Origin of the sequence: Moorella humiferrea (genome assembly GCF_039233145.1) — a bacterium.
Taxonomy (GTDB): Bacteria; Bacillota; DSM-521; order Neomoorellales; family Neomoorellaceae; genus Neomoorella; species Neomoorella humiferrea.
The window spans coordinates 2455767-2468111 of sequence record NZ_CP136419.1; the positions used below are offsets into that span (position 1 = coordinate 2455767).

Sequence of the window (12345 nt, forward strand, 5' to 3'; positions counted from 1 at the left end):
AAATTAGTTGTTTACTGCGGGGAATAATAAGCTTCAAAAGGGGAAATGAAAAAGGATAAACAAAAGGAGGAACGCGCATGTTCCCCGCAACCTGCAACCATCCCTGCCCGTACTTTTACGGCGAAGGGTGCGAATTGGAAGGCATGACGGGGGGGACGGGGGGATATATGGGTCCTTGTCCTTTTCGCATCCGGGGAAAAAACGTTCTTACGGGGGCTACCATTTTACCGGCGGAGATTTTGCCCCCCAATTTCGCCACCTTCCCCCATCGCCGCTACCAGGGCGACGTGCCCGCCTGCGGCAGGGGCGAACGTTTCAAGGACGGCGGGGGTCCGTCGGGTCGTACCGCTTATTAAAGGATATGCCGCCCGTCTATCTCGAGCCGGGGGCGGAGGAGGATGCCGTCCAGGTGACTGGGGGCTTCCACGTTGCCGCCAAAGGTACTGTTGTCGCCCAGGGCGACGTGTACGGTACCGCGCACCTTTTCATCTTCCAGGACGTTACCGGTCAGGCGGGCCAGGGGGTTAAGGCCGATGCCCAGCTCGGCAATGTTGCGGCTGGCCGGACCGTATTTGGCAAAAATCTCCTCGATCAACCGAGCTTCCCGCCCGCCGTCGACAGCGACGGCCCGTCCCTCTTCTACTTTTATGTGCAGGGGTTTTTCCAAAATACCGATACCGGCCAGAGCACCGTCAATAACGAGGAACCCCCGGGCCGTTCCTTCTACCGGGGCCACATACGCCTCCCCTGCCGGCAAATTGCCGAAACTCCCCGGCCGGGTGTACAGACCGGTGTCGGGATGCCCCTTACGACCGGCTATGCTGAAGGTAAGATCCGTACCCGCCGCAGTCGTCAGGTGAACCTCCCGGCCATCGGTCAAAAGGGCAGCATATTCTTCGCAAACGGCGGCCAATTCTTTATAGTCTACGGACAGGGTCCGTTCCAGCATATCGGCCGTAGCGCCGGGCAGGGAGGCAATACGGGCGCCGGCGGCATTGGCCTCCCGGCGGGCCCGGGTATGGGATAAGGAGCGGGAAGTAGCCAGGACGGCGACCCGGCTTTTCCCCATGGCCGCCGCCACCGCCGACGGCGGCTCCTGGCCGTGGTTGTCACGCGGTATCATGGTGATAAGAGCCACTTCAGCTTGTAGCTCCCTGGCGGCCGCAAAAAAGGCGTCGCCAATTGGCTGCATTTCGGTATCGGTGACGACGAGAACTGTTTCTCCGGCCCTGACCCCCAGGCATTCCATGAGGGCCAGACGGCAGGCTGCAGCTAAATCCGGCATATTAACAACTCCTTTAATTCACAATAATGGCCAGCTCGCTTCCGCAGCTACGGCAACTGCGCCCGGCGAGGCCCGGCAGGGAAACATGATAACCCGTCCGCCGGATAACCAGTTCCCCGCAGACCGGACAGTAGGTGTTGTTGGCCTCCGGATCGTCCACGTTGCCGAGGTAAACATAATGCAAATACCGCCGGGCCATTTCCCAGGCGCGTCGCAGTATCGTCACGGGAGTGGGCGGCGCCTGCAGGCGATAGCGGGGGAAATAGCGGGAAAAATGCAGGGGCGTATCTACGCCCAGATTATTCGCTATCCACAGCACCAGCTCTTGCAGTTCCTCCGGGGCGTCGTTTAACCCCGTCACCAAAAGGGTCGTTATCTCCACGTGGCCGCCGGCTTTAACCGCCGCCGCCGCGGTTTCCAGGACAGGGCGATAATCGCCGTGCACGATTTTACGATAGAATTCCAGGCTGAAACCCTTGACGTCGATGTTCCAGGCATCGATCCAGGGGAGAAGGCCGGCCAGAGGTTCCGGTCGGATAAAACCGTTGGTAACCATCACATTTTTTAACCCCGCCTCCCGTGCCAGGCGCGCCGTGTCCAGGACAAATTCATACCAGACCAGGGGTTCGGAGTAGGTATAGGCGATTCCCAAGCTACCTGTTTCCCTGGCTTTATGCACGAGATCCCCGGGAGTAATGGTTACCGTTTCCGGCTCATCCTGGGCTATCTCCCAGTTCTGGCAGAACTCACAGCGAAAATTGCAGCCGACCGTTCCGGCCGAAAGGATAAGGCTGCCGGGATAAAAATGATAGAGGGGCTTTTTTTCAATAGGATCCAGGGCCAGGGAAGAACAGCGGCCGTAATTGCGGGTATAAAGCCTCCCTTCCCGGTTTTCCCTTACCCGGCAGACACCCCGGCCGCCGGGGTTAATAACGCAGGTGTGGGGGCAGAGGTGGCATTCGACCTTTCCCCCGGGTAATTTTACATAATACATGGCTTCCTTTGCGGTCATGGCCGACCTCCTCGCGGGTTTGCCTTTACCTAATGGTAGCGGGTGACTTTAAACCTTTCCAAACGATACGGTTCATTGGGTTTAATACCTGCCTTCTGGCGGGCAATGGCCACCTGTTCTTGAGCGGTGTCGATGCCCTCCAGATCCGGAAGGAGCAGCCCCCGGCGCCGACCGCAGCTGACGATGACGCCGTAAACCCTGGGGTCCAAATCGGCCATGGTAGCCGGTTCGGGCTCACCCAAAACATCAACGGAATATGTCAATTCCGGCAGTTCTTCAACTGTAACCGGAGGGAAACGCGGGTCTTCCAGGCCGGCGGCCAGGGCATTGTAAATAATCTCCTCGGCCAGGTTGGCCCTGGTAGGACCGATGGTGCCGATACATCCCCTTAAATTGCCGTGTTTTTTTATGGAAACAAAGGCACCGGCCCTGCCGGCCAGCTCCGGAGGCAGGGGAACGGGCACTGGCAAAACTTTCCCGGTCCGCAGGTAATGCTCCAGGCTCTGCCGGGCCAGACGCACCGGCAGGGATTCTTCCCTCCCTCTCTTCACCCCGGCAATCAGGCTCCGTCCAGGATCTCGTTGCATCGGCTCATAGTGGGCAATAAGATACCCCACACCAAAGGGACCTTCATAGGATAAAACCTCGCCGCGCACTTTCCAGCCGTCCAGGGCCCCCAGGCCCATTATAAAGGAACGCAGCCCGCACTCACCGGCCCCTTCCGCCAGCTCCTCGGGTATGGCCAGAAAGCCCTGCACGTCCAGACCGGCCAAAAGTTCCTGCACCCTGCGATCAAACTCCCGGCCCCGGGGGTCGTAACCCGCGGGAGCGCCCGGTTGAAGCCGGTGGGATAAATCGCCGCTGGCCACCAGGAGAACCCTATGGGGACCGGCCTCAATGGCCCGGGCCAGACTGGCGCCAAAGGCATAGAGCTGCTGCCGTTCCAGGAAGGCCATACCCATGGCTACCAGGGGGGTATCAATGCCCGCCCGCCGCAGATAATAAAGGGGCACCATCATGCCGTGGTCCAATTCCGGGATCAGCCCGTAACGACGACAGGCGTCCCCATCCAGCAGGACGGCGGGCAGCCCCTTTTCCCGGGCCGCCCCGGCTATGGCCCGGCTGAGGTCTAAATCTAAAGAATACGCGAATTTTACTACTCCGGCTCCGAACGCCCCCAGGTCACCCCGCAGCTCCGGGACGGCCCAGATGCCCACAGCGTCGCGGAAGACAGGTCCGTGGGGGGAAATAATCACCACTACCTCCGGCCTGTGCTCCGCTACCCTGGTGGCCACCTCCTCCGCCGCTTTGACTGTGGCGGCTATTTTTTCTACTTCCCGTCCACCCACTTCCGGCACCATAATGGGCGGATGGGGCATAAAGACAACATCCAGCAGGCGTCCCATAAAATCACCCCTTTTAATATGACCCGCCGGCCATCCTTTCATGTACCTCCTGGGTTTACTTTACCACATTTGCCATTCTTTTCACAGGGGGGATAATAAAGCCTATAAAGGCTGGTGTCTTCTGCTATTGTGCCGACCACGTCTTTTAAGTTAGAATAAATATTGATACAGATTTTACTGTCTATTTACGTGCCGGAGTTGATAGAAAATGCCCCTTTTTATATCTCTGGTAGAACGCATGAGCGTCGTGATAACCCTGGCCTTCGTCCTGACCCGTTCCCGTATTTTCCGGAAATTGCTTCAGGAGCAGGCGACGCCTTATCAAAAAACGCTCCTCATTATACTCTTCGGCTTACTCGGAATCTTCGGCAGCTACACCGGCATTCCCGTTCAAGACGCCCTGGCCAATTCCCGGGTGATGGCCCCCATGGTCGGCGGCCTTTTCGGCGGTCCCCTGGTCGGCCTCTTCTCCGGCTTAATAGCAGGCGGCCATCGTTATTTTCTAGGGGGCTTTACCGCCCTTGCCTGCGGCGTATCCACCACGGTGGAAGGACTGCTAGGAGGCTTGATAGCCCGCATTTACCCCAGGCGCCCCCTGCCCTGGACCGTAGCCTTTACCGCCGGATTTATAGCCGAAGGGCTGCAGATGCTGATTATCCTGGCCATGGCCCGACCCTTTACCGCCGCCTGGAGCCTGGTAAAGATCATCGCCTGGCCCATGATGCTGGTTAATGCCACCGGCATCGCCCTGGCAGTAATTATCATCCAAAACGTCCTGCGGGAGGAGGAACTGGCCGGCGCCGTTCAGGCCCAGAAGGCCTTAAAAATAGCCAATAAAACCCTTCCTTACCTGCGAGTGGGATTAAATAACGTTTCCGCGCGCCAAACGGCAATGATAATTAGGGAAATCACCGGGTTTGAGGCCGTAGCCATCACCGCCGGCGATGAGATCCTCGCCCACATTGGTGCCGGAGACGATCACCACCGTCCGGGACAAAAGGTCCTGACCAACGCCACCCTGCAGGCCCTGGCCACAGGGAAAATCCAGGTGGCCCAGGCGGCGACCGAAATCGGCTGCCACCATCGGCAATGCCCCCTTAAAGCAGCCGTAGTCGTTCCCCTTCACTCCCGGGGTAAAGTCATCGGCACCTTAAAGCTTTATCATACCCGGGCCAATGCCGTTGGACCCCTCGACCTCGAGTTGGCGGCCGGCCTGGGACACCTTTTCTCTACCCAGCTGGAGCTTGCGGAAATCGATCGCCAGGAACAACTTGTGGCCAGGGCCGAGATCCGTGCCCTGCAGTCTCAAATTAACCCCCACTTCTTGTTTAATGCCTTAAACACCATCATGTCCGTCTGCCGCCTTGACCCGGATAAGGCGCGTCAGCTCCTGGGATACCTCGGTGACTTTTTCCGCCGCAACCTGCAGCACCCTGACCGACCTATTACTCTGGCTACGGAAATCGAGCATGTACGTTCTTACTTGGCCATTGAAAAAGCCCGCTTCGGCCCCCGCCTGGAGGTAACTATTGAAGTAGATCCGAATGCGGCCAACTACCTGCTGCCGCCCTTTACCCTCCAGCCCCTGGTGGAAAATGCCGTCAAACACGGCCTTTTACCCCGTCGGGAAGGCGGACGGATAACCATCACCGCCCGTGAAGTCGGAGGCCAGGCCCATATAACCGTCAGCGACAACGGCGTAGGTATAAATCTCGATAAGGTAAATAGATTATTAACCGGTGAGGCAGACAAAGGCAATAATGTCGGTCTTGTAAACGTTAATGAGCGCCTGCGCCTGCTCTACGGTCCGGAAGCGGGTCTAAGGTTAAGTTCCAACCCTGAGGGCGGTACGCGGGTAGAATTTTTCCTGCCGCGGCCGGGCAGGGTAGACGTTAAGGAGGTTGTCAATTGCGCCGTTTAATCAAGGCCCTCATTGTCGACGACGAAGAGCCGGCCCGGCAGGAGCTACGCTATTACCTCGAGCAGGACGCCGATTTCACTGTAATTGGTGAGGCCGCAGGCGGCGGGGAGGCCCTGGAGCTGACTTCTGCCCTGCGGCCGGACGTCGTCTTCCTGGACATTGAGCTCTGGGATCTGGACGGGGTAGAGGTGGCGCGGCTGCTGTTAAAACAGGCGGCCCCTCCCTTAATCATATTTGCCACAGCCTATGACGACTATGCCGTACAGGCCTTTGAACTGAACGCCGTCGATTACCTGTTAAAACCTTTCAACGCTGAAAGGATGGCCACCACCCTGGACCGCATACGCCATCTCATCCAGCAGCAGGTCGCGCCGCCCCTGGCCGGACTCCTCGCCCAGCTGGCGGCCCACCGTAAAACTGCTAAAATAGCCGCCTGGAGGGAAGAACGGCTGCTCGTGGTCGATCCGGAGGAGATAATTTACGCCGAAGCCCAGGGCCATCACGTCCTATTAAAAACCCACCAGGGCATACTGCGTTTTCCCGGCACCCTCCAGGAATTGGAAGATAAGCTGGACAGGAGATTTTTACGGGTCCATCGCAGTTTTATTGTCAACCTCGACCACGTTCGAGAAGTGGCACCCTATTTTCACGGCACCTACAGACTGCTCTTAAAAGACGAGGAGAAGACCGAAATCCCCATCGGCCGCACATATCTTAAAGACGTACGTTCCGTCCTGGGATTTTAAAATCTTAAAGTTTTACCGGCGCCGTTCAGGATGAAATAGCGTCGTTGAGGCAAAATTGCTGGCCCGGTCACCCCTCTGGCCTTAAAATTACAAAAAAGAAAAACAGCCAGAGGAGGTATAAGGCTTCATGATTACTTTTTGGGCTTCTATAGTTATACTCCTGGTGGGTTACGCCCTTTACGGCGCCTTTGTGGAAAAGGTCTTCGCCCCCCAGGCCGACCGGACCACCCCGGCGGTACGGTTAAACGACGGCGTTGATTACGTTCCCATCGATTGGAAACGCGATTTTCTCATCCAACTTTTAAATATCGCCGGCCTGGGCCCCATTTTCGGTGCCATCCAGGGAGCCCTCTGGGGCCCGGTTGCCTTTATCTGGATCGTGTTAGGCGGCATCTTTGCCGGGGCCGTTCACGATTACCTCGTCGGCATGCTTTCCGTGCGCCATGACGGCGCCAATTTACCGGCCATGGTCGGCAGCTATCTCGGCCCAAAAATGAAGCAATTCGTAAATATCTTTACCGTCGTCGTCCTTATTTTGGTCGGTACCGTTTTTATGACCGGGCCGGCCCAGCTCCTGGCCAATCTGACACCCAAAAGCTTAAATTATTCTTTCTGGCTGGGTGTTATTTTAGCTTATTATTTCCTGGCCACGGTATTGCCTATTGATAAAATTATCGGCAGGATCTATCCCCTTTTCGGAGCAATCCTCATTATAATGGCCGTAGGTGTTATCGGGGGGATTATGATCGAGGGATATCACATTCCTGAGCTGACCCTGGTCAACCTCCATCCCCAGGGCGCACCCCTCTGGCCCCTCCTCTTTATCACCATCGCCTGCGGCGCCATTAGCGGCTTCCACGCCACCCAGTCCCCCCTCATCGCCCGCTGTTTAGAAAATGAACGCTACGGACGCCGGGTCTTTTATGGAGCCATGATCGCCGAATCGATAATCGCCCTTATCTGGGCCGCAGCAGCCATGGCCTTTTTCGGCAGTACCGGCGGCCTGGCCGACGGACTTAAAAACCTGGGCGGACCGGCCGGCGTAGTCAACAAGGCCTCCTTTACCCTTCTAGGGACCGTCGGCGGCGTTCTGGCCATCCTGGGTGTCGTCGTCTTACCCGTCACTTCCGGCGATACCGCCTTCCGGGCGGCGCGTCTCACCATCGCCGAATTTTTAAACTTAAAACAAGGTCCCGTCATAAATCGCTATAAAATCGCCGTACCCATTTTCGCCGTAGGCTTTATTTTAAGTCAAATCGACTTTACCATTGTATGGCGCTACTTTGCCTGGTCCAACCAGACCCTGGCCATGATCGCCCTGTGGACCGCCGCCCTGTATTTGGTGCGCCAGGGCAGATTCCACTGGATTGCCACCCTGCCGGCAACCTTTATGACAGCCGTCAGCATCACCTATATCCTTCAGGCCCCCGAAGGCCTGCGCTTGAGCACCACCATTTCCTATCCGGTGGGTCTGGCCGCCGCCTTCCTGGCGCTGGCAGCCTTCTTGTGGCGGGCCTACGGACGGCAAGTCGTTTCGGACGCAGTAAACCCAAAAATTATAAAATAATAATGAAGTAGCCCAAAGAAATCGACAGCCCGTGCCCGGCCGGCACGGGCCCCTTTATTTATGGTTGCTGAGAAGGTAATCGATAATACCGGCGTATACGGCAAAGGCCATCTGGCGCTGATAGCGGGGATCCCTTAAGAGCTTTTCCTCCCGGGGATTGGAAATAAAGCCGACTTCCACAATAACGGCCGGTATCTTCTGGTTACGCAGAACATAGGCGTCAATGCTTAAAGGCACTCGATCGGTATTGGCCAGACGGCGCCTGATTTCCGCCTGGATGGCCTCGGCAAGTTTCTTGCCCTCCGGCGATTTGGGATCATAAAACAGCTGGGCCCCGCTTTCCCGGCCGTCGAAGGCGTTGCAGTGAATGGAAACAAACAGGTCCGCCCCGACTCTCCGGGCCAGCTCAACCCTTTCCACCATATCATCGCCGGAATCCCCTTCGTTGACATTTTCATCCTGGCGGGTGAGGTAGACGCGGGCCCCACCCTGGGTTAAAAATTCGGCCAAATACCGGCTGATGGCCAGATTTACCTGGTCTTCCCGGGTCCCTCCAGGACCCAATGCACCAGAATCGATCCCGCCGTGACCGGGGTCGACCACCACTACTTGACCGGCCACCGCCCAGGACAGGGCCTGAACGGCCCGCTCGCTTTTTAATTCCCGGTAGCGGCCTAAAACGGAAACCACGACGGCAACCGTCAGTAGAATGAATGCCACCGCTAAAACGCGCCGCCATAAATCAGCTTTGCGCCGTACCATTCGCCCGCCCTCCCCCGTAAAAAATATGCCCTCGATCAATTCGTTAAGCCAGGGAACTATTTCCTCCTTGATACCCCCAATGTTATACTAAGACTAAAAAAGCCCGACGGCTACTTCTATCTGAAGGGAAGATAAATTATGGCCGTAATCATAGTCCAGGACCTGGTTAAACGCTTTAATGACATTCCCGCCGTCGATGGAGTGACTTTTGACGTTGAAGAAGGCGAGATTTTTGGCTTTCTGGGGCCGAATGGCGCCGGAAAATCGACGACCATCAAAATCCTCTGCACCCTTTTAAAGCCTACCTCCGGACGAGTCGTACTGGCCGGTCTGGACATCGCCCGTCAGCCCGACGCCGTCCGGCGCGCCATCGGCCTGGTTTTTCAGGACAATACCCTGGACGACCGCCTGACGGCTGAAGAAAACCTGCTCCTCCACGGTCTTCTCTATGGTCTTTCCCGTGATGCCATAAAAGAACGCATGGAGGAAGTCCTGGCCATGGTGGATCTTGAGGGCCGCCGCCGGGATATCGTCCGCACCTTTTCCGGCGGCATGCGGAGGCGACTGGAAATCGCCCGCGGCTTCCTCCATCACCCCCGTGTTCTCTTCCTTGATGAACCGACCGTCGGCCTCGACCCCCAGACCCGCAACGCCATCTGGCAGCACATCCACCGTCTGCGTCGTGAGAAAAACATTACCATCTTTATGACCACCCATTATATGGACGAGGCGGAAAACTGCGACCGCATCGCCATTATCGACCACGGCCGCATCCAGGCCCTGGACACGCCGGAGAATTTAAAACGTCTGGTGGGAGGCGATGTAATAACTATGAAAACCGCCGACGACGCCCGTCTCCAGAAAGAGATCGCCGCCCGCTACAACGTAAATGTTATAAAAGAGGAAGAAGGCCTGCGCCTTCAGGTGGAAGACGGGGCCGCCTTTATCCCGCAACTAGCCGCCGACTTCAGGGGACAAATCAGCAGCATCAGTTTACGACGGCCCACCCTGGACGACGTTTTTTTAAGCCTTACGGGACGCGCTATCCGGGAAGACAGAATATCTGCAACAGAACTTATGCGCTTAAACCGCCGCCACGGACGCCGGCGGCACTAAGGAGGAAAAACCATGGAAGCCGCACTGCGGGCCATATATACCATCTGGTATCGGGAATTTATCCGCTTTATCCGCGAACGCAGCCGTATAATCGGCATGATCGGCCAGCCCCTCCTTTACCTCCTCATCGTCGGTCAGGGCATCTCGGCAGCCATGGGCTTCCGGGGCGTTCCCGCCGGCATCCCCGTTAACTACGTCCAGTTTATGTACCCCGGTATATTGGCCATGTCCGTCCTCTTCACCTCCATCTTTTCCGGGGTATCCATCATCTGGGACCGGGAATTTGGCTTTTTAAAAGAAGTACTGGTGGCCCCCGTACCCCGCTGGGCCACCGCAATAGGTAAGGCCCTGGGAGGCAGCACGGTGGCCATCATTCAGGCCGTCATTATGCTGCTCCTTGCCCCTTTAATAAACGTCTCCCTCAGCCCGGTTATAATTCTTCAGGTCCTGGGAATTTTATTTTTAATCTCCCTGGGTCTGACCTTCCTGGGCATTGCCATTGCCAGCCGTATGGCCACCATGGAAGGCTTCCAGATGTTTATGAATTTCCTGGTCAATCCCATGTTTTTCTTAAGCGGTGCTATGTTCCCCATGACAAATTTGCCCGGCTGGATGAGTTTTTTAATGAAAATCGATCCCTTAACCTACGGTGTCGATGCTTTAAGGCGCCTGATTTATGCCGGCACCGACCCCCGGGTTCTGGAGTACCTGGTCCACTATAGTTTAAGGTTTGATCTGGCCGTAGTAACGGCTTTAACCATTTTCTTGGGTTTTCTGGGCTCCATATCCTTTAGCCGCCAGGAATAAAAAAGCGTCCGGAGGTTTTCCGGACGCCTATTTACTAACACGAATCCTTTATGCTTATTTGCCCGCAGGTCCCGCCTGGGGAGTGGCTTCTCCTAATACTACGCTTTCCTCTTTTTCTTTCGTAAAGGCAATCACCGTACAGAAGGCACAGATGAAGATTAGGAATAGAACCATACCGAAGACGCCCTTAGTATAAAGCCAGGTAAACTCCTTTACGGCCAGGAACGCCAGCAGCACACCTGCAACTACGGCCCCCAGACCCACATTTTTGGCCGTGCCTTTTTCCGGCAGCGCCCAGCGGTAGGTGCCAGCCCGCTCAATCAAAGTCACCAGGGTTAAAGCGGAAACGTTAAAGATCATTCCGATCCATACCGGGTGAATGTTAAGGTAAAACTTCGTCGGATGCCAGCCGCCCAGATGATACCAAGTTATCCCGGAAACAAAACCGGCAATAAGGGCGGAGACTGCCGCCCGGCGGGTGGCCAGGGGCCAGAAGAGCACGCCGATAATGGGGGCAAAGGTGGCTCCGTTCCGGCAGGTCCAAGCCAGGACGTTCCACCATGCGGCCTGTTCCGTACGCAGGAAACCGAAGATAATCATCAAAACGGTCAATATAACCAGGGCCCACTTGGTGTAGAGGACCATCTGCTTATCGCTTATATTGGGATTTAAAGAGGAGGCCACATCCCTTCCCAGGCTGGTGGCGCCGGAGAACTGGCAGGGAGCCCCCCAACCCAGGGCGCAGGCCCAGATACCCATGAAGAAAATACCCACCAGCGGCGCCGGTAAAACCTGAGCCAGGTATTTGGGTACGGCCACCAGACCGCGGCCGACTCCGGGAGCCACCACGGCCGCCGCCATACCGAAGAGGACCCCCAGGACGATAAACACGATATTAAACCAAGCCGCCCACAGGAGACCCTTCTGCCCTTCTTCCGGGGTGCGGCAGGAAAGGGCCATTTGGAAGGCCGCCTGGGCCAGGAAGACGTTGACCAGGAAGGTGCCGAACCATGCCAGTATCGTCTGCAGGCCGACGGTGGTCAGGCCGAACATGGCCGGTTTGTCTGCCGCCAGCTGGGCCAGGCCGGCAAAGCCCGGTTTAATAAAGAAGGCGATAAGTCCGATGATGAACATCAAGGTAAAGGCTACGGTGTTGGCCGTCTGGGTAAAGACCACCGACCACATGCCTCCAGCCTGAAGATAGATAAGGAGGAGAATGGCGCTGAAAATTACCCAGGTAGACAGGGACATGCCGGTAAAGGCGCTCATGGCGGCGGCAAAGGCCAGGGCATTGGCCGTAGCGTACATGGGGAAGGTAAAGGCCGTAACCGCGCCGGCGATGGCTTTGGCCGTTCGCCCATAACGGTCGCCTATCAAACCCGAAACGGTCACCACCAGGCGCTTGCGGAAGGGGACGACAAAAAATAGGGCGATAATTATCACATGGATTAATTCGGCCACGCCATACCAGCCCGCCGAGATCCCCGTCGTATATGCGAGCTCAAGGATGGCAATATATGAAGACCCGGAAAAAAGACCGGTGATACAGACGGCCACCATCCAGGGTTTGAATTTACGGCCGCCCACCCAAAAATCTTCGCCACGGGCGGCCCGGCTCCGGGCCACGTTGCCGGCAATAATAAGAACCAGGGTGTAGATGACCGCCATAAACAGTATCCAAAAGGCATAAGCGTTCATGCCCAGTTCCCTCCTGCTGCTTTAT

General features: G+C 56.7%; 11 protein-coding genes. 6 read left to right on the forward strand and 5 right to left on the reverse strand.

Annotated elements, in window-relative coordinates:
• Positions 1-77 precede the first annotated feature (77 nt).
• Complete coding sequence (locus MHFGQ_RS12665; RefSeq protein ID WP_106005370.1) at positions 78-356, forward strand: hypothetical protein; 279 nt, start codon at positions 78-80, stop codon at positions 354-356.
• Here MHFGQ_RS12665 and MHFGQ_RS12670 read toward each other — a convergent pair.
• Genes MHFGQ_RS12670 through amrA form a run of 3 tightly spaced genes read right to left on the reverse strand, consistent with a single transcriptional unit; the run spans position 353 to position 3745 of the window.
• The gene (locus MHFGQ_RS12670) at positions 353-1285 is read right to left on the reverse strand and encodes an aminopeptidase (RefSeq protein WP_106005369.1); all 933 of its coding nucleotides are present in this window, start codon (positions 1283-1285) and stop codon (positions 353-355) included. The genes MHFGQ_RS12665 and MHFGQ_RS12670 overlap by 4 nt on opposite strands.
• A gap of 13 nt (positions 1286-1298) precedes the next feature.
• Positions 1299-2297, reverse strand: a complete 999-nt coding sequence (gene amrS / locus MHFGQ_RS12675; RefSeq protein ID WP_106005368.1) for an AmmeMemoRadiSam system radical SAM enzyme — start codon at positions 2295-2297, stop codon at positions 1299-1301.
• A 29-nt stretch (positions 2298-2326) separates the two neighbouring features.
• On the reverse strand, positions 2327-3745 hold the full coding sequence (gene amrA / locus MHFGQ_RS12680; protein WP_343105511.1) for an AmmeMemoRadiSam system protein A: 1419 nt from the start codon (positions 3743-3745) through the stop codon (positions 2327-2329).
• Positions 3746-3911: 166 nt separating this feature from the next.
• On the opposite strand from amrA, the gene MHFGQ_RS12685 reads away from it, so the two are divergent.
• The 3 genes from MHFGQ_RS12685 (at position 3912) to MHFGQ_RS12695 (ending at position 7937) form a co-directional block, all read left to right on the forward strand.
• Positions 3912-5624, forward strand: coding sequence for a sensor histidine kinase (locus MHFGQ_RS12685; RefSeq protein ID WP_106005367.1), 1713 nt, complete (start codon positions 3912-3914; stop codon positions 5622-5624).
• A complete protein-coding gene (locus MHFGQ_RS12690; protein WP_106005366.1) occupies positions 5612-6370 on the forward strand; it encodes a LytR/AlgR family response regulator transcription factor in 759 nt (252 codons plus the stop codon). Before MHFGQ_RS12685 ends, MHFGQ_RS12690 begins: the two co-directional genes overlap by 13 nt.
• A gap of 127 nt (positions 6371-6497) precedes the next feature.
• Complete coding sequence (locus MHFGQ_RS12695) at positions 6498-7937, forward strand: carbon starvation CstA family protein (protein ID WP_106005365.1); 1440 nt, start codon at positions 6498-6500, stop codon at positions 7935-7937.
• 54 nt (positions 7938-7991) lie between these two features.
• On the opposite strand, the gene MHFGQ_RS12700 is transcribed toward MHFGQ_RS12695, so the two are convergent.
• Positions 7992-8699 (reverse strand): N-acetylmuramoyl-L-alanine amidase family protein, encoded by a 708-nt coding sequence (locus MHFGQ_RS12700; RefSeq protein ID WP_106005480.1) that lies wholly within the window; start codon positions 8697-8699, stop codon positions 7992-7994.
• 138 nt (positions 8700-8837) lie between these two features.
• Here MHFGQ_RS12700 and MHFGQ_RS12705 point away from each other — a divergent pair, with 138 nt between their 5' ends.
• Together MHFGQ_RS12705 and MHFGQ_RS12710 are read left to right on the forward strand one after the other, a co-directional pair.
• Positions 8838-9815 (forward strand): ATP-binding cassette domain-containing protein, encoded by a 978-nt coding sequence (locus MHFGQ_RS12705; protein ID WP_106005364.1) that lies wholly within the window; start codon positions 8838-8840, stop codon positions 9813-9815.
• Positions 9816-9827: 12 nt separating this feature from the next.
• Positions 9828-10622 (forward strand): ABC transporter permease, encoded by a 795-nt coding sequence (locus tag MHFGQ_RS12710; protein WP_106005363.1) that lies wholly within the window; start codon positions 9828-9830, stop codon positions 10620-10622.
• Positions 10623-10676: 54 nt separating this feature from the next.
• Here the strand turns inward: MHFGQ_RS12710 and MHFGQ_RS12715 are convergent, their stop codons facing one another.
• Entirely contained in the window at positions 10677-12320 is a 1644-nt protein-coding gene (locus tag MHFGQ_RS12715; protein WP_106005362.1) for a sodium:solute symporter family protein, read from the reverse strand.
• Positions 12321-12345: the final 25 nt, after the last annotated feature.